Source organism: Pedococcus badiiscoriae (assembly GCF_013408925.1).
Classification (GTDB): Bacteria; Actinomycetota; Actinomycetes; order Actinomycetales; family Dermatophilaceae; genus Pedococcus; species Pedococcus badiiscoriae.
In genome coordinates this window covers 1,189,100-1,215,714 of sequence record NZ_JACCAB010000001.1, presented here as the reverse complement: position 1 = coordinate 1,215,714, position 26,615 = coordinate 1,189,100, and the positions used below count along the sequence as shown (strand labels likewise).

Here is a 26,615-nt window from a genome sequence, read left to right as displayed (position 1 = left end):
GCCTGCGTGCCGATCCCCCCGCTGTCGCGTCGCTCCCTCCTGCAAGGGGCAGCCGTTGCGGGGGTTGCTGCGGTCGCCGGCTTCGTGGTCGCGCGAGCCGCGCGGTCCGAGGTCACCCGACCCGGCACGGCGGCCAATGCCTACGGCCCCATCGCCGCTCACCGCGATCGTCAGCTGGCTCGCCTCGACCAGGTGCCCAGCCGAGGAGGGCTGGTCGTCGGCAACGACTCGATCGTCCTCACGCGCGGAGCCGGCGAGGACGTCCACGGATTCTCGGCGATCTGCACGCACCAGGGCTGCCCGGTGTCGTCGGTGGCGGCCGGGGCGATCGTGTGCCCCTGCCATGGCAGCCGTTTCGACGCCACCAGCGGCGCGGTGATCGCCGGGCCGGCGACGCGTCCCCTGCCAGCGGTGCCCGTCGTCGTCCGCGACGGCGTCGTCTACACCACCACCTGAGGAGAGGTCATGTCCCGTCTGTGGTCGGCACTCCCGACTCTGCTCTGGCTCGCAGCAGCTGGTTTCGCGATCGGCGCCCTCATCGCCCTCTCCTGAAGCCGCGCCCGCTCCTAGGGCGACAGCGGCTCGTCGTCATCCAGCTCCTCGGCGGCGATCACCTTGAGCACCGCGTTGATCAGTCCCAGGTGGGTGAAGGCCTGGGGGAAGTTGCCGAGGTGACGCCCGCTCGCGGCGTCGATCTCCTCGGCATACAGGCCAAGCGGCGTCGCGAGGTTGAGCAGGCGTTCGCACAGGCGACGGGCACGATGCTTCTCGCCCACGATGGCCAGGCACGACACCAGCCAGAACGAGCAGATCGTGAACGTCCCCTCCTCACCCGACAGGCCGTCGTCGGTCTCCTCCACCCGGTAGCGCAGGACCAGGCCGTCGTCGGTGAGCTCGTCCGCGATGGCGACGACGGTGTCGTGGAGCCGGGGGTCGTCGGCAGGCAGGAAGCCGACCAGGGGCATGAGCAGGTTCGAGGCATCCAGCGCGTCGGTGTCGTAGTGCTGGGTGAAGACGCCCCGGTCGTCGACGCCGTGGGCGCAGATGTCGGCGTGAATCTCGTCCGCGGCCTCCTGCCAGCGCTGTGCCAGCTCGAAGTTCTCGCGCACCCGGGCGAGCTTGCTGCCGCGGTCCGCAGCCACCCAGCACATGACCTTCGAGGAGGTGAAGTGCCTCGGCTCGCCGCGGACCTCCCAGATGCCCCGGTCCGGCTCCCGCCAGTGTTCGATCGCCGCCTCGACGAAGGCCGACAGGATGGGCCAGAGCCGCTCGTCCAGGGTGTCCCGCGACTTCGTGTGGATCCACACCGAGTCGAGGATGGCTCCCCAGACATCGTGCTGCTTCTGGTCGAACGCGCCGTTGCCGATCCGCACCGGGCGCGCGCCGTCGTAGCCGGTGAGGTGGTCGAGGGTGCTCTCGGACAGGTCCTTCTCGCCGGCGATGCCATACATGATCTGGAGCACGTCGGACGACTCGGCGAGGTCGGCGATGAACCAGAAGAAGTCGCTTGCCTCCCAGTCGAACCCGAGCGTGTCCAGGGCCCAGAGTGCAAGGGTCGAGTCGCGGATCCAGGTGTAGCGGTAGTCCCAGTTGCGTTCGCCCTTGGGCGTCTCGGGCAGCGAGGTCGTCGGCGCGGCGATCAGGGCCCCCGTGGGCGCATAGCTCAAGCCCTTGAGGGTGAGGGCGCTGCGCTCCAGGTGGGTCCGCCACGGGTGGTCGGGGAACTTGCCGCGCGCGAGCCAGTGCTGCCAGTGGTGTGCCGTCCACACCTGTCGGCGGTAGGCGTCGGCGAACGTCATCGGTGGTTCGTGCTCGGTCCACGAGAGGGCCGCGTAGTGCGTGTCGCCCTCCTTCATGAGGGTGCGCACCGTCGCCTGCGGCCCCTCGATGCCCAGCCGCATGTCTGTGGTGAGGCGCACCTTGAGGTCGTGGCCGTTGCCCTGGGCGACGGCCGAGTGGTAGTCCTCGCCGAAGAAGGACCAGACCGCCTGCCTGCGGCCGTAGTCGAAGACGGGAGCGCAGTTGAGCGCCAGCTGCACCTCGCCGTTCACGCAGCGGATGGTCCGCAGCAGCACGTGCTCGGCGTCGTAGTCGGTGGGTGCCCGCCGGTAGCGGTGGGCCCGCTCCGTCTCGTGGTGCCACGGCCCCATCAGCAGGGCGTCGCGCACGATGATCCAGCCGCTCGGTGTGCCCCACGACGTCTCCAGGATCATCGTCCCCGGGAGGTAGCGGCGAGCCGTGGGCACCAGCATGTCGGCCGGCCCGAGCCGGAAGCCGCCTGCGTCGCGGTCCAGGATGGCGCCGAACACGCTGGGGGAGTCCATCCGTGGCAGGCACATCCACTCGACGTTGCCACTGGGGGCGATGAGCGCGGTGACCTGGCAGTCGGAGACGAAGGCGTAGTCGCCGATGCGCGGGAACGGCGAGCGCACGATCCGCTGCTCACGGCCGCGCCCGGCCGATGATGACTCCGTGGGGGAGACGGTCGCAGCCATGGCGTCACCTCCTGAGTGGGCGATGGCGCCCTCTCGCAGGATCCCGCAGTTTCGCGCCTCGCGCCATGGGCAGTTCGCGCAAACCCGTTGGTCGTCACCTCCGTCGGACGTCACCGCCCTTGGTCGTCACCGCCTACGCCGCAGGGGGTATGCCGCGTTGCCTCCTGCGGGGGACGCCGCCTCCGCGTGGCGGTCCCTAGGCTGGGCGGTATGCGTGAGCCGGCCGACCTGCCCTGGGGTCCCCCCTGGATGCGCGGTCGGCAGCAGTGGGCGCACGGGGAGGCTCCCGCGGTTCCCCGGTACCTGCTGGCCCTGGTGGTGGGCGTCATCCAGCTCGGCGGCAGCGTCGGGGCGTCGCACGCGCAGCCGACCCGCAGGCCGCTGGACGCTCTGGCGTTCGCGCTGCTCCTGGTGGCACCACTGGCGATCACGGTGCAACGGCGGTTCCCGGTGCAGGCCATGGCAGCCATCGCCGCGGCGGCCTCCGCGTACCTCCTGCGCGGGTACGCCTACGGACCGGTGTTCCTCGGTCTCGCCATCGGGCTGGTGGCAGCGGTCGTGCGAGGTCACCGCGTCGTCGCCTGGCTGGGCGCAGCGGCCGTGCTGGCCGGCGACGCCCTGGGCCGGCTTGCCTTCCACACGGCACCCTGGTCGTGGCCGGCGGCCGGAGGTCTGCTCGCGTGGGTCCTCGTGCTGCTCGCGTTCGCCGAGGTGGTGCGCGGCTGGCGAGAGCGAGCCGCGACCTACCGGCAGGCGATGCGTGAGACGAGACTTCGGCAAGCCGGCGAGGAACGGCTCCGGATCGCGCAGGAGCTGCATGACGTGGTGGCGCACCACATGTCCCTCATCAACGTGCAGGCCGGCGTCGCCCTGCACCTGGCCGATCGCCGGCCCGAGCAGGTCGAACCTGCCCTGGTCGCCATCCGCGACGCGAGCAAGGAAGCGCTCACCGAGCTCAGGTCACTCATCGACGTCCTGCGCCTCGACGGGGTCCCCGCCCCACGGTCCCCGGTGGCCACACTGGCCGGGATCGACGACATCGTGGAGCGCAGCGGTCACGCGGGTCTGCGGGTGACCAAGACGGTGACGGGGCAGCCGAGGCCACTGTCCGCGGCCGTGGAGCTCGCGGCATACCGGATCGTGCAGGAGGCGATCACCAACATCGTCCGACACGCCCACGCGCAGCGTGCCATGGTGATGCTCGACTACGGGGCTGACAGGCTCGCGGTCACGATCGAGGACGATGGGGACAGGGGCTCGAAGGTGTCGAACTTGGTGCAGGGCAACGGGATCAGCGGCATGCAGGAGCGCGCTCGCGCCCTGGGTGGCGAGCTGCGGGTCGGCCCGGGGGCGGGCGGCGGACTGCGCGTCGAGGCCGACCTGCCGACCGGTGGCCAGCGGTGATCCGGGTGGTGCTGGCCGACGACCAGGCGCTGCTCCGGGCAGGGATCCGTGCGCTGCTCGACGCGGAGGACGACATCGAGGTGGTGGGCGAGGCGGCCGACGGGGGCGAGGCTGTGGCCGTGGTGCGTGACACGCTGCCCGACGTGGTGCTGATGGACATCCGGATGCCCGGCACCGACGGCCTGGAGGCCACCCGCCAGATCGCGGCCGACGAGCGGCTCGCAGGCACGCGGGTGGTGGTGCTGACGACCTTCGACCTCGACGAGTACGTCTTCGAGGCGGTCCGGATCGGCGCCAGCGGGTTCCTCGTCAAGGACACCGAACCCGCCGAGCTGCTGCGCGGGGTGCGCGCGGTCGCGGCCGGTGACGCCCTGCTCAGCCCGGGCGTCACGCGGCGCCTCATCGGCGAGTTCGCCACCCGCAGCCGCCCCCACGCAGCACCGGCGGCCGGCCGCCTCGCGGAGCTCACCGACCGGGAGCGGGAGGTCGTCGCGCTCGTCGGGGAGGGCCTCACCAACGACGAGATCGCCCAGCGGCTGTTCCTCAGCCCCGCCACCGCCAAGACCCATGTCAGCCGGGCGATGGTCAAGCTCGGGGTCCGCGACCGGGCCCAGCTCGTGGTGCTGGCCTACGAGTCCGGCCTGGTCCGCCCCGGCTGGTCGGAGTAGTCCAAGGGTCGGAGTAGTCCACGAGCCGGAGTAGTCCAGGAGTCACGGTCTACGCCGAGGGGAGCAGGGGAGGTGTCTCCTCCGGTGGGATTCGAAAGGTGCTCTCCCGCCGAAGGATTGAGGTGTCAGCCCAATCCGACCAAGGAGTCATCATGACGAGCATCATCGCCGGCGCCACCGCGGCCACGCTGGCCGCGGACAACGACCACTGGAACGGCCCGGGCCCGTGGTGGCCGCTGTTCCCCTTGCTGTGGCTGGTGTTCATCATCGCCATCTTCGCCACGTTCCGGTTCTTCGGGATGCGCCGCTGGCGGAGCATGCAGGGCCACTTCGGGACGCGCGCCGGGGAGGCCAAGCTCGCCGAGCGCTATGCCGCGGGGGAGATCGACGAGCAGGAGTACGAGCGGCGGCTCGCCACCCTGAGGCGGATGGGGTCCTCCACCTAGCGGCCGCGACGGACCTGCCGATGATTGCCAACCTCGTTGGGAGGGAAGACAATCAAGGTGTTCGGCCCGCCTAGGATCGACGGACCATCTTCAAGGAAAGCTGGTTGTGACCACCATGAAGCGATGGACCCATCCACAGGATCTCGTTGCTCTGATCGCTGGCGCCTACGCAGCCCTCTCGCCGTTGTGGACCACCACGACGACACGGGCGACCACCACCATGGTCGTGCTCGGTGCCATCACCGCCGTCCTCGCCCTGATCGAGCTGGTGCGGCCGGACATGATGTCCATCGAGGGGCTCACGGCCCTCATGGGCGCCCTCATGGTCGCCGCCCCCTGGATCATGGGATTCAGCGGCACCCGGCCGATCTCGTGGACCGCGTGGATCGTCGGTGCCGTCGTCCTCGTCGTCGGCGCGGCGGATCTCCAGGTCACCCGGTCGCATCACCGGGGCACCATGGCGACCTCGCACTAGCGGGTCGTCACACGACGCTCAACAGCGCCAGCGCGTAGGCGCACTCGGGGTCGGGGTCACGGAAGGTGCCCCGGCCCCCTTCGCCGTCCACCTGGACGACCCACTCGTCGCCGTCGCGGTGCAGTCCCGCGAACCGCTCGCCGAGCAGCACCCGCAGCTGGTCCTCGCGGGGCATCCACAGGGCGGTGTCGAGGGTCACCGAGTCGAGTGCCCACTCGGTGGTCCCGTTGAAGCCCAACAACGGCTGTCCCTTGAAGGTGTGCACGTCGATGGTCAGGTGGCTGATCCAGAACACCTCACCGACGACGTTCGGCTGGTCGATCGTGAACCGGTCGCCCGGCACGGGCTCCCAGAGCACCCCGCCCTGGCTGAGGCTGCGCGACAGCTCCACCGTGATCATGGGGGGAGCCTACGTCGCAGCCCGCTCCCGGACCGGGGTTGCGCGGCTCAGCAACCGGTGGGGCTTGGTGCCGCCGCCGCGGGGGTCGTCTTGGGGGGAGGCGTCAGCGCCGTGAACGTGTTTCCCAGCACGAGGTCGACCGAGGAGTCGGTGCGACTGTCCTTGACGCCCTTGGATCCCTTGACCAGGGCCAGCACGAGCTTGGCCGACGGGGCACCGGTGGCGCCGTAGCGCACCTCGGCGGCGGCGGCGATCTTCTTCTGCAGCGGGTCGTTGCTGACGGCCGACACCCTGAAGCCACGCTTGCGCACGTCGGACGCCGTCCTGGCCGCCAGGCCGGCGCGGTCGGTCGCGTTGTAGACGTTGACGGTGACCTGCGCGGGAGTCCGCACGGCGGACGTCGACGTACACGTCTGTGTCGGGACCGCCCGCGGTTTGGTGTTGCTGGTCTGGAAGTACGAGTAGGCGTACCAGAAGGCGAAGAACAGCATCAGCGCCACGACGCCCAGCGTGATCAGGGCACGGCGTCGGCGGGCGCGACGCGCTGCAGAGGCGCCCGACTCCACGACGTAGCTCATGCACCCACCTCCGCCCGCGTCATCGCGGCCCCAGACTCTTGGGGTCAGTCAAGCACGAGGACCCGCGCGTGGAGGGTAGGACGCTGCTGAAGAGCGGCACGCAGTGCGCGGTGCAGCCCGTCCTCGAGGTAGAGCGTCCCCTCCCACTCCACGACGTGCGCGAACAGGTCGCCGTAGAAGGTGGAGTCCTCGGCGAGCAGGTGGCCGAGGTCGAGGGTGCGCTTCGTGGTGACGAGCTGTTCGAGCCGCACCAAGCGCGGCGGCACGTCCGCCCAGTCCCGGGGGGTCTGCTTGCCGTGGTCGGGATAGGGCCGTCCTTCGCCCACCTTCTTGAAGATCACCCAGCAACCATAGGGGTATGCCGCGTGGTCGGCCTTTCATCCAATCCACACCTGCCCGAGTGCAGGGGGGCCGGTCTAGAGTGCCGAAGGTGACCGAGAACGCGACACCGGAGAAGCACGCGACGTCCAACGCCCAGCTCGACGAGATCCGGGCTGGCTACTCCTTCGAAGGGGGTGCACTGCTCTTCGGCGCGACCGTCATCGACGGCACTGCCCATCCCGATGCGCCGGTGCGGGTCCCGCTCGCGACCCTGAACCGCCACGGCCTGGTCGCCGGGGCCACCGGCACCGGCAAGACCAAGACGTTGCAGCTGATGGCCGAGCAGCTCTCGGGCCAGGGTGTGCCCGTCTTCCTCGCGGACATCAAGGGCGACCTGTCGGGCATGGCCACGCCGGGGCAGGCCAACGACCGGATCACCTCCCGCGCGGCGGAGGTCGGGCAGCAGTGGACCGGCACGGCATACCCCACCGAGTTCCTCTCGCTCGGCGGGATCGGCAACGGCATCCCCATCCGCGCGGCCGTGTCCTCCTTCGGGGCCACGTTGCTCTCCAAGGTCCTCGGGCTCAACGAGACCCAGGAGTCGAGCCTCGGCCTGGTGTTCCACTACGCCGACTCCAAGCAGCTGTGGCTCGACGAGCTCAAGGACCTGCGCGCGGTCGTGTCGTTCCTGACCTCCGACGAGGGCAAGGCAGACCTCAAGGAGCTCGGCGGCCTCTCCTCGGCCACGGCCGGGGTGATCCTGCGCGAGCTCATCACCTTCGCCGACCAGGGCGCGGAGGCGTTCTTCGGCACCCCCGAGTTCGACACCAAGGACCTGCTGCGGACGGCCGCGGACGGCAAGGGCCTGGTGACCTGCCTCGAGCTGCCGGCGGTGCAGGACCGGCCCGCGCTGTTCTCCACGTTCCTGATGTGGATGCTGGCCGACCTCTATCACGACCTGCCGGAGGTGGGTGACCCGGAGAAGCCCAACCTGGTCTTCTTCTTCGACGAGGCCCACCTGCTGTTCGACGGCGCGTCCAAGGCCTTCCTCGACGCGATCCAGCAGACTGTGCGGCTGATCCGGTCCAAGGGGGTCGGCGTCTTCTTCGTGACGCAGTCACCCAAGGACGTGCCCGGCGACGTCCTCGCCCAGCTCGGCAACCGGGTGCAGCACGCGCTGCGCGCCTACACCCCCGACGACGCCAAGGCGCTCAAGGCGGCGGTCTCCACCTACCCGCACAGTGCCTATGACCTCGAGGAGCTGCTCACCTCGCTCGGCACCGGTGAGGCCGTCGTGACGGTGCTGTCCGAGCGGGGCGCACCGACCCCGGTGGCGTGGACCCGGATGATCGCGCCGCAGTCGCTGATGGCGCCGTCGGACGACGCCACCATCAAGGGCATCATCGCGGCGTCGACCCTGGGTGCGAAGTACGCCGTGGCCACCAACCGCGACTCCGCCTTCGAGATGTTGCAGGCCAAGCAGGCCGCGGCCAGCGCCCAGGCGGCGACCCCTGCGCCGGCTCAGGCCGGCCCACCCGCCTCGTCCCAGCCCGCACCACGGCCGGCCAAGGAGCAGCCGAGCCTGGTGGAGCAGGTGGTCACGTCCAGCGCGTTCAAGTCCGCCCTGCGTTCGGCCGGCACCGTCCTGGGTCGTGAGATCACCCGCTCCATCTTCGGAACCGCTCGCCGCCGCTGACGCGCCCCACCGGCATCCGGGCGGCCTCAGCCGAGGACTGCCGCCACCAGCAGGATCACCGGCACCGCGCCGACCGTCGTGATGAGGATGGTGTCCCGCGCCAGCACCGTGGCGCGGTGGTAGCGGGTCGCGTGCACGAAGATGTTCTGCGCCGTGGGCAGCGCTGAGGTGACGACGATCGCGAGCAGCGCGTGCCCCTCGACACCCAGCAGGACGCTCGCCACGAACCACGCCACCACCGGCTGCACGAAGAGCTTGAGGGTGGACGTGCACGCGAGCTCGGCTGCCGACCCCGCCCGTCCCAGCCCGGGGCCCAGCCGCAGTGCGATCCCGTAGGCGACCAGCATGCAGGGCACCGCCATGTCACCGAGCAGGCCCAGCGGCGCGGCGGCCACGGTGGGCAACGTCCACCCGGTGACCGACAGGACGACGCCGACGAGCGAGCCGACGGTCAGGGGGTTGCGGAACGGTCGGGTGAGCAGCTGCCACCAGCGGGACCGCCCGTGGGCGTCCGCGTCGAGGAACCCCAGCGCGAGCGGTTGCAGGACCAGCAGCTGCAGCAACAGGGTGGGCGCCACGAAGGCCGCGTTGCCGAGCACGTAACTCGCCACCGGGATGCCGAGGTTCCCGGCATTGACGTAGGCCGCGGAGAGGGCGCCAATCGTCGTGTCGCCGAGCGAGCGGTGCCAGAGCGTCCGGGCCAGCACGATGTAGGTGCCGGCCGCCACGGTGATGCCCGCGACCGACGCGACGAGGTTGGCCGACAGGACCTGGTGGACGTCGGCCCGGGACAGCGTGATCACCATCAGGGCGGGGCTGGCGACGAAGAACGCGATCCGCGAAAGGACCTGCTGTGCACCGAGATCGACGATCCTGAGGTGGGCGAGCAGGGCTCCGACGGCGATGACGACGCCGATGGTCGTGAACCCGTTGAGGACGCCCTGCACACGGACAGGCTAGGCGGGCCCCCGCAGCACCGGCGTGAGGGTCTCGAGGACGGACGCGTCCTCGATGGTGCCGGGCACGTTCGGGGTCTGCCCGTCGGCGATCTCGCGCATCGTCCTGCGCAGGATCTTGCCCGAGCGTGTCTTGGGCAGCGCCGTCACGATGTCGACGCGCTGCAGGGACGCGATCGCGCCCACCTCGTCGCGCACCCGTCGCAGGAGCTCGGACCGGATCTGCTCACCGTCGGCCGCCCCGTCGACCCCGGACTTGACGACGACCAGCGCTCGCGGCACCTGTCCCTTGAGCTCGTCGTGGACGCCGATCACGGCGCACTCGGCCACGGCGGGGTGGCCGGCCAGGGCAGCTTCGATCGACCCCGTCGACAGCCGGTGCCCCGCGACGTTGAGGACGTCGTCGGTGCGACCCATGACGTAGAGGTAGCCGTCCTCGTCGACGCGGCCGCCGTCGCCGGTGAGGTAGTAGCCGTCGAAGGCCGACAGGTAGCCCGACACGTAGCGGTCGTCGTCGCCCCACAGCGTCGTCAGCGTGCCCGGGGGCAGCGGCAGCCTGATGCAGATGGCGCCTTCCTCGCCCGTGGCCAGCTCCTGCCCGCGATCCCCGAGGATGCGCACGTCGAAGCCGGGCGTCGGCACGCTGGGTGAGCCCGGCTTGATCGGCATCGGCTCCAGGCCACGCAGGTTGGCGGCGATCGGCCACCCGGTCTCGGTCTGCCACCAGTTGTCGACGACCGGAACCCCCAGCCGCTGCGTCGCCCACTCGTAGGTGTCGGGGTCGAGCCGCTCCCCGGCGAGGAAGACCGTCTGCAGGCTGGTGAGGTCGTGGGTCCTCATGAGCTCGCCGTCCGGGTCGTCGCGCTTGATCGCCCGGTAGGCCGTGGGGGCCGTGAACATGGCCTTGACGCCATACTTGGCGACCACCCTCCAGAACGCGCCCGCGTCCGGGGTCCCGACCGGTTTCCCTTCGTAGAGAACGGAGGTCGCGCCGGACAGGAGTGGCGCGTAGACGATGTACGAGTGGCCGACGACCCAGCCGACATCGCTGGCCGTGAACCAGGTGTCTCCCGGTCCGATGCCGTAGACGTTGCCCATCGACCACCGCAGCGCCACGGCGTGGCCACCGTTGTCGCGCACGATGCCCTTGGGCCGGCCGGTCGTCCCCGAGGTGTAGAGGATGTAGAGGGGATCGGTCGCCGCCACCTCGACGCAGTCGGCAGGCTCTGCATCCGCGACGAGCTCATCCCAGTCGAGCTCCTCCCAGTCGGTGTCGCGCTCGCCGACGGCGGCGCGCGCCTGAGGTCGCTGCAGGACGATGACGGACTCAGGCTTGTGGCTGCTGCGGTCGAGCGCGGCATCGAGCAGCGGCTTGTACTCGACCACCCGGGTCGGCTCGACGCCGCAGCTCGCCGCGACGACCACGGTGGGCTTCGCGTCCTCGATGCGCACGGCGAGCTCCGCGGCAGCGAACCCGCCGAACACCACGGAGTGGACCGCTCCGAGCCGGGCGCAGGCCAGCATCGCCACGACCGCCTCCGGCACCATCGGCATGTAGATGACGACCCGGTCGCCCTTGGCGACCCCTAGTGAGGCGAGGGCCCCCGCGAAGTGGGCGACGCGGTCGAGCAACGCGGCATACGTGATGGTCTCGCTGGTGTTCGTGACGGGGCTCTCGTAGTGCAGCGCGGGTTGGTCGCCCCGCCCGGCGGCGACGTGACGGTCGAGGGCGTTGAAGCAGGTGTTGAGCGTCCCGCCGGTGAACCAGCGGTAGAACGGTGGCCGGTCGGAGTCCAGCACCCGCGGCGGGACCGTGATCCAGTCGATCGCCGTCGCCGCCTCGCCCCAGAAGCCGTCGGGATCGCTGAGGCTCTGCTCGTATGCCGCGCGGTACGCACCGTTGCCCATGTCGCCATCGTGCGGCACGCGCTGGCGACCCGCCAGAGGCATCGCGCGGTTGCTCGTCGCGACCATGGCGCCTCACGCCGCGGTGGTCGCCCCTAGTCGTCCTGCGGCCTGGTCTGGTACCTGATGTAGGCGCTGGAGTCCCGGTGCCAGAGGCGGACCACGGCCCATGCCCCGATCACCAGGATGGCCAGGGCGAACGTCTGGCCGAAGGTGCCGGCGGTCGGCAGCAGGGCGCCGACGAAGCTGCCCACGTCCAGCGCGAACAACCCGCTCGCGACGATGCGACCCGAGCGGGACCCCCGGGCGGTGATGCGGGACATGACGAGCCAGATGACGCAGGCCACGGCCGCGGTCACGGTGGTGACCGTGAGGGTGATCTGCAGGACGCGGTCCACGTCGGCGTCGGTCGCGACGAGTCGGCCGGCCGCGGCGTCGTGCACGATGGCGGCGCGCAGCTGGTCCCGCGTGGCGAAGCCGCGGACGATCTCGGCGACCTCGAGGACAGCACCGAACTGCATCAGGCGGACGGCGTCGACGATCGAGCGCGGCGGGACCAGCGGGGTGCCGGGCCGCCACACCGCGGGTTCGGGATGACTGGCACCGGGACCGTCCGGACTCAGCACTCCACGCCACGAGATCTGTCGAGCCATCTGGGTGGTGCTCCCTCCGAGCGGATGTGAGGACATCCTGTCCCGGAACTCTGTGCAGAGCCAGTCCCGCGGCAGAGCCGGCTGCGCATGACGAAGGCCCCCGTGCGAGCAAGGGGGCCTTTGACGTCTGGTGGCGGAGGATAGGGGATTCGAACCCCTGAGAGCTTTCACTCAACACGCTTTCCAAGCGTGCGCACTAGGCCACTATGCGAATCCTCCGCCGAGGAGGCTACCCGAGCGAATGCCTTGTCCTGAAATCGTCAGGTCTGGGAGCTGGCCGGTGGCCCGACGAGCAGCGCGATCGTGGTCAGAACGGCGACGGCGACCACGGCTGCACCCACTGCAGCCACGGGTCGGGCGAGCATCCACGCCTGCGCCCGCTCGGCCGGGTTGGTGGGGCGTTCGCGCCCAGGTGCCAGCCGCCAGCCACCGTCCAGCTGTCCGCGACGCTCGGCCCGGCGGTCAAACCACACGGTCATGAACGGCGGCACAGCCGAGGCCAGCGCGAGCGCGAGCGTCCCGCGGGACCACCGCTGGTTGACCGCGACGAACACTGCGGTGAGGCAGTAGGCGATGAAGACCACGCCGTGCGTCATACCGAAGATTCGAACCCCGAGCTCGGTCGTCCGGGTGACGTACTTGAGGAACATGCCGGCGAGCAAGAGGCCCCATGTGACGGCTTCAGCGATGGCCAGGCGGCGGAACAGGGTGAGCGGCGACATGCCGCCATTCTCACCGCCGGGGCACTCGCTCCTCCCCTCGGGTGGTCCGCGCGAGAGGGGCAGGCGGATTCGCAGACCTGCGCGCCCCCTGTCTAGACTGGGACCAGACACCCCGTGTGGTGGTACCTCTCCGAACTCCCCCAGGGCAGGAATGCAGCAAGGGTAGGAGAGCTCTTCCAGGTACGCGGGGTGTCCCTTTGTGTGGCCGCCGGCTCAGGCTCGGTGACCCTCGTCGAGCAGCCGCACCCGGCGCCGCCCGAACGTGACGGCCGCATAGGACGCGAGCACGAGGACCATGATGGCGTTCGACGCGCCCGACCGGGTGAGCAGCGCCGTGGCCGCGACGCCGGCGATGACCGTGAGCAGCAGCGGCCGGGCGTACCAGAAGGTCACGGACAGGACGGCCGACCCCGGCGAGAACAGCGAGATGGGCGGCAGGCCGCGAAAGGATGCCATCAGGTGCGCGCCCGCCACGAGCGCGACCATGCCCAGCGGCCAGGCGAGCGCGACGGCGCCGCCGCCCGAGGTCAGCGTGACCGCCCCACCGGCGAGCAGCGCCACGACGGCATACAGGATCGACGGCGTCACGAGGTGGGCCAGTGCCTCCTGCCCGTAGGCCAGTCCGATGAGGGGCGGCGTCCCCGCGTTGTCCCCCTGTAGCCGCAGGCCCTCCGCCCACGCGCCGTAGCCGAGGTAGCAGGCGACGACCCCGACGAAGGCGACGATGTTCGGCACTCCAGGTGTCGTCGACTGCGCCAGGGCCCAGCACCCGGCCCCCGACAGGACGGCACCGACGAGCAGGGCTCCCGGCGATCGTCGCAGGCCCAGCCAGTCACGGGCGGCGACCACGGCCACCGGCCCGCGGGCCCGCAACCGCCGACGGCGCAGGCGTGTCGTGGGGGAGGCGACGTCGAGCCTGGCCGCGCGCAGGTCGCCCGCGAGCACCGCACCACCGATGGTCACGGCGCGGGCGGCCTGGGTCCGCAGGCCCACGTGGTGCAGGGCCCGCAGCGAGCGCGCCTCACGCAGGACCGTGGCGGGACCCCTGGCGCCGGTGGGCCAGGAACGCACCTGGCCCCACAGCCACGCCCCGGCGAAACCGAGCCCGACCACGAGGCCGCCCAGGGTGGTCGGGACGAGGGCCAGCGGCGGCGCCACGGCGGCGACGACCATGCCGGTGCCGACCACCGCCCCGGTCAACAGGCCGCCGAGCAGGCAGCCGAAGAGGCTGAGCCGCCACGTCCGCCGCAGCACGACAGCCCGGTCGAGGGCGCTGACCGCGACCTGGTCGAGGTAGGGCAGGTCGGGCACCACAGGGCCCCTGACCGAGCCGAGCCGGTGCGCCAGCAAGAGAAGTGCGACGACGACGGCCCCCACGACGAGGACGCCCTGCACCCCGGTCAGGTGTCGTGACAACCAGGCCGGGTCGACGAACTCGAAGAAGGCACGCGACGCCGGGACGCCGTAGACGAGGGACGCGATGACGGCGACGTAGGCGGCATACACGGCGTTGCCGTTGCCCTTGTCGGGCAGGCCGCCGCGGATGACCTCGCGCGCCTGGGCGAGGCGTTCGCGGTCGGTCGTCGGACCCGCGATCTCGCCGGGTGCCTTGCTCATGGGCCGGCGACGTCGACGACGACGTCACCGATGGCGGCCGTCATGGTCGGGTCGTGGCAGGCGACGACGAGGGCCGCCCCGGCAGCCTTGCGGGCCAGCAGGATGTCGGTGAGTAGGCCGCGCTTGTGGGTGTCGAGCCGTTGCTCGGGTTCGTCGAGGAGCAGCACGCGGGCCGGCCGGAACAACACCATCGCGAGGTGGAACAGGTGTTGCTGTCCCGAGGACAGCTCGTGCGGGAACCGTTCGGAGAGGTGGTCGACCTCCAGCTCGGCCAGCATCGCGTCGGCCCGCTCGTCGGCGGTGCCGATGGCCCCGCCCCAGGTCGAGTCGATGAGCACGAGGTGGTCGATGAGGGTCAGGTCGCGGTATGCCGTGGGCGAGCCGATCAGGGCGGCGACCCGGGCGCGCGTGGCCGGGTCGCGTTCGTCGAGCGGCTGCCCGTCGAGGCTCGCGCTGCCCGACGAGGGGTCGAGGGTGCCTGCGAGGATCCGCAGCAGCGTGGTCTTCCCGCTGCCGTTCTCGCCACGCAGGACGACGCACCCACCCGAGGCGACGGTGACGTCGACCGGCCGCAGGAGCACGTTGCCGTCGATCTCCTTCGCGACCCCGGCGGCCGTCAGCGTGACCGGTTGCGTCCCCGGTTCCGAGTCCGGACCCGGCTCGGCGGTGGCCTTTGGGCGGCGTGCGAACATCTGCCTCCTTCGTCGCCGTCAGTGTGCCACCCGGCCCTGACCGCCAGGTGCACGCGGGCGCCCGGATGTCGTGCCGGGCGACTAGGGTTCCCGAGGTGAGCACCGCGCTGTACCGCCGCTACCGGCCCGAGACCTTCGCCGACGTCATCGGCCAGGAGCACGTCACCGAGCCGCTGATGCAGGCGCTGCGCACGGGGCGGGTCAACCACGCCTACCTCTTCTCCGGTCCGCGCGGCTGCGGCAAGACGACCAGCGCCCGCATCCTGGCCCGGTGCCTCAACTGTGAGCAGGGGCCCACGCCGACTCCCTGCGGCACCTGCGACTCCTGTGTCGCGCTCGCCCGGGGCGGCGCCGGCAGCGTCGACGTCATCGAGATCGACGCGGCCAGCCACGGTGGTGTCGACGACGCCCGTGACCTGCGGGAACGCGCGTCCTACGGGCCGGCGCAGAGCCGCTACAAGATCTACATCATCGACGAGGCCCACATGGTCACGCCGCAGGGCTTCAACGCCCTGCTCAAGATCGTCGAGGAGCCGCCGGAGCACGTGAAGTTCGTCTTCGCGACGACCGAGCCCGAGAAGGTCATCGGCACGATCCGCAGCCGCACCCACCACTACCCCTTCCGGCTCGTCCCGCCCGGCCAGCTGTCCGACTACATGGCCTCGCTGTGCCAGCAGGAGGGGGTCGCGGTGGCGCCGGGAGTGCTGTCATTCGTGACCCGTGCCGGGGGTGGGTCGGTGCGTGACTCGTTGTCCGTGCTCGACCAGCTCATCGCCGGTTCCGGCGACGAGGGCCTCACCTATGAAGGTGCGGCCGCCCTGCTGGGGTTCACCGATGGCGAGCTGCTCGACGCCATCATCGACGCCTTCGCCGCGGGTGACGCCGCGGGTGTCTTCCACCAGGTCGACCGGGTCATCGAGACCGGTCTCGACCCCCGGCGGTTCGTCGAGGACCTGCTCGAGCGGCTGCGTGACCTCATCGTCGTGGCCGCGGTCCCGGACGGTGCCTCGTCGGTGTTGCGGGGGGTCTCGGAGGACCAGCTCGAGCGCATGCGTCAGCAGTCGGCCGCCTTCGGCGGTGGTGCCCTGTCGCGCGCGGCCGACATCGTCAACGCCGGACTGACCGAGATGACCGGCGCCACCGCGCCGCGCCTCCAGCTCGAGCTGATCTGCGCGCGCGTGCTGCTCCCCGCCGCCTCCGGTGAGTCCGGGTATGCCGCTCGCCTGGACCGCCTCGAACGCCGCCTCGACGTCGAGGGCGTCCCGTCGGTGACCCGACCGCCTGCCCCGGTCGCTGTGGCCGAACCGGCCGCCGTGCCTACCCAGCGCGCGCCTGAGCCTGAGTCGCCCGCACCCCCGCCCGCGCCGACGCCGGCGACCGCGGAGCCCGTCGCTACGTCGGCCGCTGAGCCGGCCGCTGAGCCGGCCGCTGAGCCGGCCGCTGAGCCGGCCGCTGAGCCGGCCGCTGAGCCGGCCGCTGAGCCGGCGGCCGCTCCGGAGCGCGTGGCGCAGCCCGCCGCGGAGGAGGCCCGACCCGGCACCCCCACCGGTGGGATCGACGTCGCCGCCATCCGCCGGGCCTGGCCGGACATCCTCGGGTGGATCTTCAAGCACAAGCGCACCACCTGGACCCTCCTGTCGGAGCATGCGTCCGTCCACGACTACGACGGCTCCAAGGTGGTGCTCGGGATCTCGACCGTGGGCATTGCCAACACCTTCCGGCACGGTCCGCACGCCGACCTGGTCCGGCAGGCCCTCATCGACGTGCTCGGCGTCGACGCCCGGGTCGAGGGGATCCCGACCCCCGACGCCGCCCTCGCTGCGCCGAGCGGGGAGGCCCATCCCACCGTCGCTGCCTCCCCCCGGTTCCCGTCCGACGACCCGGCCGTCAAGGGTGACTCGCCTGGTCCCACCCCCCGCGCCCGCGCCACCGACCCAGGTCCCGGGCCTTCAGCGGCAGGCTCCGACCCGGCATACGCAGGAATCGCGGCGTCGAGCCCTCCGCCGGAAACCGGTGGAGGCTGGGCGACCGCATCGTCGGGTCCCGGCGGAGGACCCAGCTGGGCCAGCGACGACCCGACCAGTGCTCCCGCCGCTCCCGCCCAGGGTTCGAACCAGGCCCCGAGCCAAGGGACGAGGTTGGCCGCCGCGCAGGCCGCGGTGGCGGCCGAGGCCCCGGCGCGGACGCCGGACACCTATGTCGCCGACGACAGCGCCGCCAGTGCCGACGACGAGGACATCGCCGAGCTGGGTGAGGTGGGCCGGCCGGTGATCGAGCGGCTGCTCGGCGGCAAGGTCATCGACGAAGGGCCTTGACCGCCGCCATGCGCTTCGCCGAGCTCCTCACGCGCCCGACCGTGGCCGAGCGTGCGGGCTCGATGCCGGGCGACGACGTCGTGACTCCCGCCGACGTGGTGATGGACCGGGCGTTCACCCTGGCGGCGCCCCCTGAGGCCGTGTGGCCATGGATCGTCCAGCTCGGGAAGCGACGTGCCGGCTGGTACTTCCCTGCCGTCGTCGAGAAGGTCGTCCCGCCGCCACGTCGTGGACTGCGACGGATCGACCCGGGCCACCAGCAGCTCTCGGCCGGCGACGTGGTCCCGGACTGGGGAGGGGCCGACGCGACGTTCACCGTGGTCGAGGTCGCGCCCGCCCGCCACCTGCTCTACGCATCGACCCGCGGGCACACGCACCTGACGTGGTGCCTGGGCCTGACGCGGGTCGACGGCACGGGCACCCGGATGCACCTGCGCCTGCGCCTGGCGCCGGTCAGGCACCGGTTCGCCGCACAGCACCTGGGCGGCCTGGTCGACCAGCTGACGATCATCGGACTCGCGGCGGGGCTGCGGGAGAGGGTCCTCGCTGGCGGTGACACCGCGAGGGCATAGGCTCATCGATGTGTACGAAGGCGTGGTCCAGGACCTGATCGACGAGCTCGGGCGACTGCCCGGTGTCGGTCCCAAGAGCGCCCAGCGGATCGCCTTCCACCTCCTGCAGGCTGACGCGATCGACGTCAAGCGCCTGGTGGAGGTGCTCACCGAGGTCAAGGCCAAGGTGCGGTTCTGCGAGACCTGCGGCAACGTCGCCGAGTCCGAGCAGTGCCGGATCTGCGCCGACCCGCGCCGTGACGGCACGGCCATCTGCGTCGTGGAGGAGCCGAAGGACGTGGTCGCCATCGAGCGCACCCGCGAGTTCCGCGGGCGGTACCACGTCCTGGGTGGCGCGATCAGCCCGATCGACGGCGTCGGCCCCGACGACCTGCGCATCAAGGAGCTGATGACCCGGCTGGCGTCGGCCGAGGTCACCGAGATCATCATCGCCACCGACCCCAACCTGGAGGGCGAGGCCACCGCCAGCTATCTCGCCCGTTTCCTGCGCCCCATGGGGTTGCGGGTCACGCGGCTCGCGTCGGGGCTGCCGGTGGGTGGCGACCTGGAGTATGCGGACGAGGTCACCCTGGGCCGCGCGTTCGAAGGTAGGAGGCTGCTGGATGTCTGACGACCTGCAGGTGCTGGCCGACGACTGTGCCGCGGAGGCGCGCACGTTCCTCTCGACCATGACGGAGGTTGCCTCCGGCAGCGAGCCCGCCGCCGCGATGCCGATGACCCTGCTGGCCCTGTCGCAGGTGCTGCTGATGGGTTCACGGCTGGGGGCGATCGAGGACATCGTGCCCGAGGAGCGGTTCGAGGCCGACCCCGGTCCGGACGTGGACGTCGACCCCCTGCGGATCGCGCTGGCCAACCTGTTCGACGGCCTGGACGACTACGCCTACGTCGTCGACCCGATGGTCGACGTCGAAGTCGCCCGCAGCGCCTTGTCCGGAGACGTCGCCGAGATCGCCGCGGCGCTCTCCCACGGCCTGCGCCACTACGAGTCGAGCCGCGCCTCCGAGGCCCTGTGGTGGTGGCAGTTCAGCTACCTCTCGACCTGGGGTGAAGCCGGCGCCCGGGCCCTGCGCGCGCTGTTGTCCCTCCTCGCGCACATCCGCCTCGACGCCGACGAGGAGATCACGGCCGAGGCCGAGTTCGACGCACTGCACCCCTGACCCGCCCAGGCCAACGCCGCCGGCGGCGACGTCAGGCGATGCGGGTCCCGTTGGGCAGTCGGCGGATGGGCGTGCGCAACCGCCGGCCGGCCACCGCTGCGGCACCCGCACCCGCGACCAGGAGGAAACCGAGACCGAAAGGCCAGACCGGGTCAGTCCGCAGCGCGGTCTCGAGGGGATCCACATAACCCGGGTCGGGGACCCCTGGTTGCGCCACCACGGCGAACTGGCACTCCTGCGCGACGGCATCCGGCCCGTTGCGCGCCAGCCGGGACCCCGCGCTGATCCACCGCATCGGGGTGAAGCCGCTGCTGTAGACACCCTGGTTCTTGCGCGGCTCGGAGGGCGCGGCGTCGGCGACCACGACGAACGGGTTGAGGGGCAGCATCCACCAGATCCGCTCCGTGTGGGCAACGGTCGCGCGTCGGGTGAACGTCGTGCAGTCCGCCCGCGTCGGCTGGATCTGGCTCTGCTTGATCTGCTCGAGCTGGGCGGGCGTGAGGTTCGGGTCACTGGGGTCGAACGCCGGCGGTTGGTGGGCCTTGTACCAGGAGTCGGGGACGCCGTAGACCTGCTGACTCTCCGGGCCGGTCACGAGGAAGGCACTGAGCGCGAACCCGATGGTGGTGCCGAAGACCAGGGCGCCCATCGTCAGGTAGGTCAGCACCGCCGAGGCCACGGGTCGCGCGGTGAGGGTGGAGAACATCAGGCCGATGGTGCACACCACCGCCAGCACGAGGACCAGCACCAGCAGGGACAGCACGATGCGACCGGCGGAGATGCCCCCCTCGAACCACGCCCAGGCCAGGAACGGCAGCGCGCTGGTGAGGAAGGCGAGCGAGACCACCCACGCGGACAGCAGCTTGCCGAGGGCGATGTCCCAGGGGGACAGCAGGGTGGTCTGGAGGGTCGCCAGCACTCCGTGCTCGCGGTCGCCGTTGACCGAGGTCGCCGTGAGCGAGGGGACGATGAGCATGGAGAGGCCGAGGACGAAGAAGACGACGATGTCGTACATCGCCGGGCCCGAGCTCAGGTCGGGGTCGTTCGTGGCCCAGTAGGCGAGGAAGGTGACGCCGGCGATGAGCACCACCCAGACCACGAGCACGATCGGCCAGCGCGAGGTGCGGACCCGTTGACGCAGCTCGAGGGCCGCGATCGTCCTGATGCCGTGCCAGCTCATCGCCGGTCCTCCGTCGCTGCGAGGTAGGCGGACTCGAGGGCGCCCTGGCTGGGTGCGAAGGCGATGACCCGGATGCCGTCGCGGACCAGGTCCGCAAGCAACCGGGCCGCGTTCTCCTCGCCGGCCACCTCGACCTCGGTGAGGCCGCCGCCGCTGCGGGTCGACGCGACGTGGTGTTCCTCGAGCCAGGCGTTGAGGCGTTCGGGGTCGAGCGAGTCGATGCGCCAGGAAGCCAGCGCCGTCGCGACGACGTCGGCGTCCAGGCTCTGGGTCTCCAGGCTCCGGCCGCGGGCGACGATGACGGCGCGGTCAGCCACCTCCTGGAGCTCGGTGAGGATGTGGCTGGACACGAGCACCGTCTTGCCTTGTGCCGCAAGGGATCTCAGCACGTCTCGTAGCTCGATCCGGCTGCGCGGGTCGAGTCCGGAGGCCGGTTCGTCGAGCAGCAGCACGCTGGGGTCGTTGATCAGTGCCCGCGCCAGCCCGAGCCGCTGCTTCTGTCCCCGCGACAGGACCCGCGCCCGCCGGTCGGCCAGGTCCTCGAGGTGCACCGTGTGCAACAGCTCGTCGGTGCGGGCCCGAGCCCGGTCAGCCGGGATCCGGTATGCCGCGGCGATGGTGTGCAGGACCTCGCGCACCGTGAGGGCGTCCCAGGTGCCGAAGCCGTCGGGCATCCACCCGATCCGTGCGCGCACCTGCGCCGGTTGGCTGACCGGGTCGAGGCCGTCGATGCGGATCTGGCCCTGGTCGGGCACGAGCAGCGTCGCCATCATCAGGAGCAAGGTGGTCTTGCCCGAACCGTTGGGACCGATCAACGCGGTGACCTCGCCGGGCTGCGCCGTGAGGCTGATGCTGTCGACGGCGAGCACGTCCCCGAAAGCTCGCCGCACCCCCTGCACCTCGATGCTCATGCGCGAAGGCTAGCGGCGCACCACCCCCTGGACCTGAGCTTTGGTACTCACTCGTGCGTCCGGCATACGGCACCCGCGTCCCACGATGAGGACCGCAGATAGACTGGCCGCCCATCCCACCCCGCACCTGCCCGCCCCGTGGTCCCAGGAGAAGCACCGTGCCCATCGTCGTCCAGAAGTACGGCGGCTCCTCGCTCGCCGACGCCGCGAGCATCAAGCGCGTCGCCCGCCGGATCGCCGAGGCCAAGAAGGCCGGCAACGACGTGTGCGTGGCCGTGTCGGCCATGGGGGACAGCACCGACGAGCTGCTCGACCTGGCCAACCAGGTGAGCCCACAGCCCCCGCCGCGCGAGCTGGACATGTTGCTGACGGCGGGCGAGCGCATCTCGATGGCGCTCGTCGCGATGGCGATCGCCGACCTCGGATACACCGTGCGGTCCTTCACGGGCAGCCAGGCAGGGGTCATCACCGACTCGTCCCACGGCCGCGCCCGGATCATCGACGTGACGCCCGGACGGGTCACCGACGCCCTCGACAAGGGCCACATCGTCATCGTCGCCGGGTTCCAGGGCGTCAGCCAGGACACCAAGGAGATCACCACCCTGGGTCGTGGCGGCACCGACACGACGGCGGTCGCGCTGGCGGCCGCCCTCAACGCGGACGTGTGCGAGATCTACACCGACGTCGACGGTGTGTTCACCGCCGACCCGCGGATCGTCCCTGCCGCCAGGAAGATCCACCGCATCTCCAACGAGGAGATGCTGGAGCTGGCGGCCTCGGGGTCGAAGGTGCTGCACTTGCGCAGCGTCGAGTACGCCCGTCGTTTCGACATCCCCATCCACGTCCGGAGCTCCTTCTCAGCGAAGGAGGGCACCATCGTCACGGACAAACCAGGTGAAGGAGACACCGTGGAAGCCCCCATCATCGCCGGTGTCGCCCACGACCGCACCGAAGCCAAGATCACCGTCGTCGGCGTCCCCGACCATCCCGGCAAGGCGGCTGCGATCTTCCAGACCTGCGCCGACGCCGAGATCAACATCGACATGATCGTCCAGAACGTGTCGGCGACCGAGACCGGCCTGACCGACATCTCGTTCACCTGCCCCAAGACGGACGGCCAGACCGGCGTGCACGCACTGAGGAAGGTGCAGGAGTCCGTGGGCTTCGCCTCGATCCAGTACGACGACCAGATCGGCAAGCTGTCTCTGGTGGGCGCCGGGATGCGTTCGCACCCGGGGGTCTCCGCGACGTTCTTCAAGGCTCTCGCCGACACCGGCGTCAACATCGAGATGATCTCGACGTCCGAGATCCGCATCTCGGTGGTGACCCGGGCCGACGTCCTCGACGATGCCGTGCGCGCCGTCCACTCGGCGTTCGGGCTGGACTCCGCTGAAGGAGAGGCCGTGGTCTACGGAGGCACCGGCCGGTGACCTCACTCGCCTCGAAGGCCCCGCGTCCGACCCTCGCACTGGTCGGTGCCACCGGGGCCGTGGGGGCGGTCACCCAGCAGGTGCTCGCGATGCGGGCCGACGTCTGGGGGGAGATCCGGGCCGCTGCGTGCGCCGAGGACGCCGGCACCGTCCTGGTCGTATGCGGTCGCGAGGTCGTCGTCCAGGAGCTGTCCCCCGAGTTCTTCGACGACGTCGACATCGCCCTTGTCGACGTCCCGGCGCCCGTGGCTGCCCTGTGGGCGCCCATTGCCGCGGCCCGGGGCGCGGTCGTCATCGACAACAGCTCGGCGCTGCGCGGTGATCCGGACATCCCGCTGGTCGTCCCCGAGGTCAACCCGCTGCAGATCCGCAACCGGCCCAAGGGCATCATCGCCAACCCCGGCGCCACGACGCTGACCATGATCGACGCGCTGGGCGTCCTGCACGCCGGCTGGGAGCTCACCGAGCTGGTCGTGGCCTCCTACCAGGCTGCCTCCGGGGCCGGCCGGGTCGGCATGGCCCGGCTCTATGACGAGCTCCAGGTCGTCGCTGGTCACCGCGAGCTGGGCCACCAGGCGGGCGACGTGCGACGCCTCATCGAGCACGAGCTCGGAGCCGAGTCGCCCTTCCCGGCACCGCTGGCCCTCAACGTGATCCCGTGGATCGGGGCGGCCGCCGAGGACGGCTGGACGACCGAGGAGCTGAAGATCCGCAACGAGACCCGCAAGGTGCTCGGGCTGCCCGAGCTGCGCGTGTCCGCGACCTGTGTCCGCGTGCCCGTCGTCACGACGCACTCCGTGGCGGTACACGCGACGTTCGCGCGCAAGATCGACGTCGCGGAGGCTCGGCAGGCGCTCGTGGAGGCGCCGGCCGTGGTGGTGCTCGACGACCCGGAGAGCCTGGAGTTCCCCACGCCGTCGGACATCGTCGGGGCTGACCCGCGCTTTGCCGGCCGGTTGCGTCAGGCGCTCGACTTCCCCAACACGCTCGACTTCTTCATCTGCGGCGACAACCTGCGCAAGGGCGCGGCCCTCAACATGGTGCAGGTCGCCGAGCTCGTGGCGCGAGACCTCGCCGCCGTCTGACCGACCCGACCCCGCTCCAGGTCCGGGGCCGCTGGATCACGGCTCGGTGACGAAAGCGACGGTCCGCGTGTCGCTTGACGTGTGACTGGTGTGACTGATGTGACGATTGTGATTCACGATCAGCGAGTCAGGGGGCACCAGATGAAGGACGTGGACCTCACGCCCACCCAGGTGTGGCGCAAGCACCGGTTGCGCCAGATCATGCTGTTCGTCACCGTCCCCGGCGTGCTGCTCGGCACGGCCAGCATCACGGCGGCCTACTCGGCCGGCTGGATGACACCGCCGCCGCCGAAGCCCGCCTGCACCCCAGACGTCGTCCCTGCGCCGGCGCGGGGCTCCTTCACCGTCAACGTCATGAACGCCACGGGCCGTCACGGCGTGGCGGCGGAGGTCGCGATAGGCCTGTTCAAGCGCAAGTTCACCGTCGGGGGCATCAGCAACGCGCCTGACTCCTGGTACGTCACCCAGACGGCGGTCGTCCACCACGGCCCGGACGGTCTCGACCAGGCTCTGCTGGCGGCCTCCCAGATCCCGGGGGCCAAGCTGTTCACCGACGCCCGGTCGGGCACCTCCGTCGACGTCGTCGTGGGCCTGGGCTACCAACACATGGTCCCCATCCCGGCACGACTCAAGCCGATCCCGTCCGAGGTCAAGGTCAACGTCTACAACACGACCTACAAGACCGGTCTGGCCAAGACCGTCGCCGATGCCGTCGCGGCCCGGGGGTTCAAGGTCAAGGACGTGTCGAACGACCCGTTGCGGACCATGCAGCTGGGGCCCGCCGTCATCCGCTACGGCGAGGAGGGCGACCTCGCCGCGGCGCTGCTGCAGGAGCACGTCCCTGGCGCCCAGCTGGTCAAGGACGGCCGCGCCGGGTCCGGGGTCGACCTCGTCATCGGCAACGCCTTCACGAGCCTGACTCCGCTTGCCGACGTCCCCCCTCTGCCGCCCCGGCTCCCGCAGGCGATCCCTACTGTCGCGCGTCCCTGCATGTGACCACGACCTGAGAGAGGCACGTGTCCGGGCTGGCTTCGGGCGGGAGGAACAGGCACAGTAGGTGCCCCATGACGTCCCGCTCCCTGTATGCCGTGCCTCTGCTGTGTGCCGTCCTCGCCTCCGCGTGTGGTGGCGGACAGCCCGACTCCCCGGCCAAGGGAGGCCCCGGGGCCGGCGCCGCGTCTGCCTCGGCGACATCGACGTCTGCCACCTCCGCGCCGACGAGCCCGACACCCAGCACCACCCCGAGCGCCAGCGCGAGCCCGACCAGCCGCGCCACGCCCTCGGCGTCGGTCACGCCCACGCCGGCCACGCGGCATACGAGCGCTGCCGGGACATCATCGTCGGCCACCAGCCTGGCCCCGGTCGCCAGCGCCGGCGCCGAGCCGACGGTGCGGTTCCCCAAGAACGATCCGGCGGTCGGGTCCGGCGCCAACGCCACGATCGGGCGGGTGCCGGACGGTGTCTGGAAGGCGATGGTGGGCTACTCGTGGACCAGCGGCTGCCCGGTGGGCCGCTCGCAGCTGAGGTACGTGCGCGTCAACTTCTGGGGCTTCGACGGCAAGCGGTCCCGCGGATCGGTCGTCGTCAACGCCTCGATCGCCGGCGCGGCGGCTGCGGCCCTCTCCCAGCTCTACGACCTGCGGTTCCGCATCCGGCAGATGAGGCCGATGGACTCGTCCTGGGGCAGGAACCCCAAGGGGCCGGGCGCCAACGACTACGCGGCGATGGCGGCGGACAACACCTCCGCGTTCAACTGCCGCTACGTCGGCGGCCAGGAGGCCAGCAAGGTCTACAGCAAGCACGCCTACGGCACGGCGATCGACGTCAACGACTTCGAGAACCCGTACGTCGCCGACAACGGGACGGTGTACCCGGACCGCTACTGGCTGAGCAGGCGTGGGCCGGCGCCGGGCGTGTTCTCCTCCAGCGGGAGCGCCGCGGTGCGGGCGTTCACGAGCCAGGGCCTGCGCTGGGGTGGCCTGTGGGGACCTCCCGACTACCAGCACTTCGACCGATGACCGGGCCGTTGCGTCCGCGTCGTCCGCGTCCCGGGTATGCCGTGAGGTCCACGGCGCTGGGGCTGGCGGCAGTCGCCGCGCTCGCCGCCTGCTCTGCTGCGGCGCCTGCCGCCGCCCCGTCAACCCGTGCGTCCTCGGCGACAGCGCCGACCGCGACGGACCTGGCCACCACCACCTCGACGACCACCTCGTCCTCGACGACCACCACCGCTGCGCCGAAGGCGAAGCCGAAGCCAGCCACGACAACCCACTCCACACCGCGGCCGCGCCCGAAACCGAGTCCGGCGCTCGCCGCGAAGCCCAGCCCGAAGCCCCAGGCCGCACCGGCCTGCTCGGTCCCCTCGGGAGTTGTCGCCTCGCAGGTCGTGACGGTGAGGTCGTCCGGCTCGAGCGCGACGGTCCGCGCCTGCCGCAGGACGTCCGCCGGCTATGTCCTCGACCTCGGCCCCTACTACGGCCACGTCGGGCTCAACGGCGTGAGCTGGTCCAAGAGGGAGGGTGACCTCAGGACCCCGGCAGGCACCTTCCCCCTGCGCGGTGGCTTCGGCGTGCGCGCCAACCCCGGTCTGCCGCAAGGGTGGTTCAGGGTCGACAGCTCGGACGTCTGGGTCGATGACAGCCGGTCGAGCCTCTACAACACCCACCAGCGCAAGCCGGTGAACGGCCGTTGGACCTCGGCCGAGAACCTCCTCAAGACGCCGGCCTACGACTACGCCCAGGTGATCGGCTACAACGAGGCGCGGACGCCCGGGCGGGGTTCGGCGATCTTCTTCCACGTCGACACGGGCCGGGGCACCGCCGGGTGCGTGTCGCTGCCCACGTCGGCCCTGCTGGCCGTGATGCGCTGGGAGCGCACCGGTGCCGTGATGTCGATCGGCTGAGACGACGGTGGCCGTGTCCCCGCCGACACGGCAGAGTG

General features: G+C 71.1%; 27 protein-coding genes, 1 tRNA gene and 1 other RNA gene. 16 read left to right on the top strand and 13 right to left on the bottom strand.

The annotated features are described in order from the left end of the window. The first annotated feature begins 6 nt into the window (after positions 1–6). Entirely contained in the window at positions 7–456 is a 450-nt protein-coding gene (locus tag BJ986_RS16745; protein WP_179421144.1) for a Rieske 2Fe-2S domain-containing protein, read from the top strand. 110 nt (positions 457–566) lie between these two features. Here BJ986_RS16745 and BJ986_RS05875 read toward each other — a convergent pair whose 3' ends face one another. After that, positions 567–2,495 (bottom strand): glycoside hydrolase family 15 protein, encoded by a 1,929-nt coding sequence (locus BJ986_RS05875; protein ID WP_179421143.1) that lies wholly within the window; start codon positions 2,493–2,495, stop codon positions 567–569. Positions 2,496–2,705: 210 nt separating this feature from the next. Here BJ986_RS05875 and BJ986_RS05870 point away from each other — a divergent pair, with 210 nt between their 5' ends. The 4 genes from BJ986_RS05870 (at position 2,706) to BJ986_RS05855 (ending at position 5,488) form a co-directional block, all read left to right on the top strand. Beyond that, a complete protein-coding gene (locus BJ986_RS05870) occupies positions 2,706–3,899 on the top strand; it encodes a sensor histidine kinase (protein ID WP_179421142.1) in 1,194 nt (397 codons plus the stop codon). Further along, positions 3,896–4,567 (top strand): response regulator, encoded by a 672-nt coding sequence (locus BJ986_RS05865; RefSeq protein WP_179421141.1) that lies wholly within the window; start codon positions 3,896–3,898, stop codon positions 4,565–4,567. The genes BJ986_RS05870 and BJ986_RS05865 overlap by 4 nt, the downstream gene beginning before the upstream one ends. A gap of 152 nt (positions 4,568–4,719) precedes the next feature. Beyond that, complete coding sequence (locus tag BJ986_RS05860) at positions 4,720–5,013, top strand: SHOCT domain-containing protein (protein ID WP_179421140.1); 294 nt, start codon at positions 4,720–4,722, stop codon at positions 5,011–5,013. Between the two features lie 115 nt (positions 5,014–5,128). Next, positions 5,129–5,488: an SPW repeat domain-containing protein gene (locus BJ986_RS05855; protein WP_238338262.1), complete on the top strand. Its 360-nt coding sequence runs from the start codon at positions 5,129–5,131 to the stop codon at positions 5,486–5,488. Positions 5,489–5,495: 7 nt separating this feature from the next. Here the strand turns inward: BJ986_RS05855 and BJ986_RS05850 are convergent, their stop codons facing one another. Genes BJ986_RS05850 through BJ986_RS05840 form a run of 3 tightly spaced genes read right to left on the bottom strand, consistent with a single transcriptional unit; the run spans position 5,496 to position 6,807 of the window. Beyond that, positions 5,496–5,888: a hypothetical protein gene (locus BJ986_RS05850; protein WP_179421138.1), complete on the bottom strand. Its 393-nt coding sequence runs from the start codon at positions 5,886–5,888 to the stop codon at positions 5,496–5,498. A 47-nt stretch (positions 5,889–5,935) separates the two neighbouring features. Next, entirely contained in the window at positions 5,936–6,466 is a 531-nt protein-coding gene (locus BJ986_RS05845; RefSeq protein WP_179421137.1) for a LytR C-terminal domain-containing protein, read from the bottom strand. A 44-nt stretch (positions 6,467–6,510) separates the two neighbouring features. Then, positions 6,511–6,807: a type II toxin-antitoxin system VapB family antitoxin gene (locus BJ986_RS05840; RefSeq protein ID WP_179421136.1), complete on the bottom strand. Its 297-nt coding sequence runs from the start codon at positions 6,805–6,807 to the stop codon at positions 6,511–6,513. A gap of 17 nt (positions 6,808–6,824) precedes the next feature. Between BJ986_RS05840 and BJ986_RS05835 the strand changes: the two genes are divergently transcribed. Next, positions 6,825–8,483: a helicase HerA-like domain-containing protein gene (locus tag BJ986_RS05835; protein WP_179421135.1), complete on the top strand. Its 1,659-nt coding sequence runs from the start codon at positions 6,825–6,827 to the stop codon at positions 8,481–8,483. 26 nt (positions 8,484–8,509) lie between these two features. Here the strand turns inward: BJ986_RS05835 and BJ986_RS05830 are convergent, their stop codons facing one another. From BJ986_RS05830 to BJ986_RS05810, 5 genes are all read right to left on the bottom strand, one after another. Continuing rightward, complete coding sequence (locus BJ986_RS05830) at positions 8,510–9,430, bottom strand: AEC family transporter (RefSeq protein WP_179421134.1); 921 nt, start codon at positions 9,428–9,430, stop codon at positions 8,510–8,512. Between the two features lie 9 nt (positions 9,431–9,439). Further along, the gene (locus BJ986_RS05825; RefSeq protein WP_179421133.1) at positions 9,440–11,347 is read right to left on the bottom strand and encodes a propionyl-CoA synthetase; all 1,908 of its coding nucleotides are present in this window, start codon (positions 11,345–11,347) and stop codon (positions 9,440–9,442) included. 92 nt (positions 11,348–11,439) lie between these two features. Beyond that, positions 11,440–11,997: a hypothetical protein gene (locus BJ986_RS05820; RefSeq protein ID WP_179421132.1), complete on the bottom strand. Its 558-nt coding sequence runs from the start codon at positions 11,995–11,997 to the stop codon at positions 11,440–11,442. Positions 11,998–12,128: 131 nt separating this feature from the next. Beyond that, positions 12,129–12,216: transfer RNA gene (locus BJ986_RS05815), tRNA-Ser, on the bottom strand. A 41-nt stretch (positions 12,217–12,257) separates the two neighbouring features. After that, positions 12,258–12,719 (bottom strand): DUF3817 domain-containing protein, encoded by a 462-nt coding sequence (locus BJ986_RS05810; RefSeq protein WP_179421131.1) that lies wholly within the window; start codon positions 12,717–12,719, stop codon positions 12,258–12,260. Positions 12,720–12,822: 103 nt separating this feature from the next. On the opposite strand from BJ986_RS05810, the gene ffs reads away from it, so the two are divergent. Then, positions 12,823–12,919: signal recognition particle sRNA small type (gene ffs, locus BJ986_RS05805), an RNA gene on the top strand. A gap of 13 nt (positions 12,920–12,932) precedes the next feature. On the opposite strand, the gene BJ986_RS05800 is transcribed toward ffs, so the two are convergent. After that, a complete protein-coding gene (locus tag BJ986_RS05800; RefSeq protein ID WP_179421130.1) occupies positions 12,933–14,336 on the bottom strand; it encodes a hypothetical protein in 1,404 nt (467 codons plus the stop codon). Further along, complete coding sequence (locus BJ986_RS05795) at positions 14,333–15,028, bottom strand: ABC transporter ATP-binding protein (protein WP_179421129.1); 696 nt, start codon at positions 15,026–15,028, stop codon at positions 14,333–14,335. The genes BJ986_RS05800 and BJ986_RS05795 overlap by 4 nt, the downstream gene beginning before the upstream one ends. A 95-nt stretch (positions 15,029–15,123) precedes the next feature. Between BJ986_RS05795 and BJ986_RS05790 the strand changes: the two genes are divergently transcribed. The 4 genes from BJ986_RS05790 to BJ986_RS05775 are packed head-to-tail and all read left to right on the top strand — an operon-like array spanning position 15,124 to position 19,072. Continuing rightward, positions 15,124–17,343: a DNA polymerase III subunit gamma and tau gene (locus tag BJ986_RS05790; protein ID WP_179421128.1), complete on the top strand. Its 2,220-nt coding sequence runs from the start codon at positions 15,124–15,126 to the stop codon at positions 17,341–17,343. Continuing rightward, positions 17,340–17,915 (top strand): SRPBCC family protein, encoded by a 576-nt coding sequence (locus BJ986_RS05785; protein WP_238338056.1) that lies wholly within the window; start codon positions 17,340–17,342, stop codon positions 17,913–17,915. The genes BJ986_RS05790 and BJ986_RS05785 overlap by 4 nt, the downstream gene beginning before the upstream one ends. A 10-nt stretch (positions 17,916–17,925) precedes the next feature. Then, on the top strand, positions 17,926–18,525 hold the full coding sequence (gene recR, locus BJ986_RS05780) for a recombination mediator RecR (RefSeq protein ID WP_179421127.1): 600 nt from the start codon (positions 17,926–17,928) through the stop codon (positions 18,523–18,525). After that, positions 18,518–19,072, top strand: a complete 555-nt coding sequence (locus BJ986_RS05775) for a DUF5063 domain-containing protein (RefSeq protein WP_179421126.1) — start codon at positions 18,518–18,520, stop codon at positions 19,070–19,072. Before recR ends, BJ986_RS05775 begins: the two co-directional genes overlap by 8 nt. A 31-nt stretch (positions 19,073–19,103) precedes the next feature. Here the strand turns inward: BJ986_RS05775 and BJ986_RS05770 are convergent, their stop codons facing one another. Together BJ986_RS05770 and BJ986_RS05765 are read right to left on the bottom strand one after the other, a co-directional pair. After that, positions 19,104–20,252, bottom strand: a complete 1,149-nt coding sequence (locus BJ986_RS05770) for an ABC transporter permease (RefSeq protein WP_179421125.1) — start codon at positions 20,250–20,252, stop codon at positions 19,104–19,106. After that, on the bottom strand, positions 20,249–21,163 hold the full coding sequence (locus BJ986_RS05765; protein ID WP_179421124.1) for an ABC transporter ATP-binding protein: 915 nt from the start codon (positions 21,161–21,163) through the stop codon (positions 20,249–20,251). The genes BJ986_RS05770 and BJ986_RS05765 overlap by 4 nt, the downstream gene beginning before the upstream one ends. A gap of 158 nt (positions 21,164–21,321) precedes the next feature. Here BJ986_RS05765 and BJ986_RS05760 point away from each other — a divergent pair, with 158 nt between their 5' ends. The 5 genes from BJ986_RS05760 (at position 21,322) to BJ986_RS05740 (ending at position 26,577) form a co-directional block, all read left to right on the top strand. After that, positions 21,322–22,593 (top strand): aspartate kinase, encoded by a 1,272-nt coding sequence (locus BJ986_RS05760; RefSeq protein WP_179421123.1) that lies wholly within the window; start codon positions 21,322–21,324, stop codon positions 22,591–22,593. After that, positions 22,590–23,678, top strand: coding sequence for an aspartate-semialdehyde dehydrogenase (locus BJ986_RS05755; RefSeq protein ID WP_179421122.1), 1,089 nt, complete (start codon positions 22,590–22,592; stop codon positions 23,676–23,678). The genes BJ986_RS05760 and BJ986_RS05755 overlap by 4 nt, the downstream gene beginning before the upstream one ends. Positions 23,679–23,819: 141 nt before the next feature. After that, positions 23,820–24,674 (top strand): LytR C-terminal domain-containing protein, encoded by an 855-nt coding sequence (locus tag BJ986_RS05750; protein ID WP_179421121.1) that lies wholly within the window; start codon positions 23,820–23,822, stop codon positions 24,672–24,674. A gap of 68 nt (positions 24,675–24,742) precedes the next feature. Then, complete coding sequence (locus BJ986_RS05745; protein WP_179421120.1) at positions 24,743–25,696, top strand: M15 family metallopeptidase; 954 nt, start codon at positions 24,743–24,745, stop codon at positions 25,694–25,696. Next, the gene (locus tag BJ986_RS05740; RefSeq protein ID WP_179421119.1) at positions 25,693–26,577 is read left to right on the top strand and encodes a L,D-transpeptidase family protein; all 885 of its coding nucleotides are present in this window, start codon (positions 25,693–25,695) and stop codon (positions 26,575–26,577) included. The genes BJ986_RS05745 and BJ986_RS05740 overlap by 4 nt, the downstream gene beginning before the upstream one ends. Positions 26,578–26,615 lie beyond the last annotated feature (38 nt).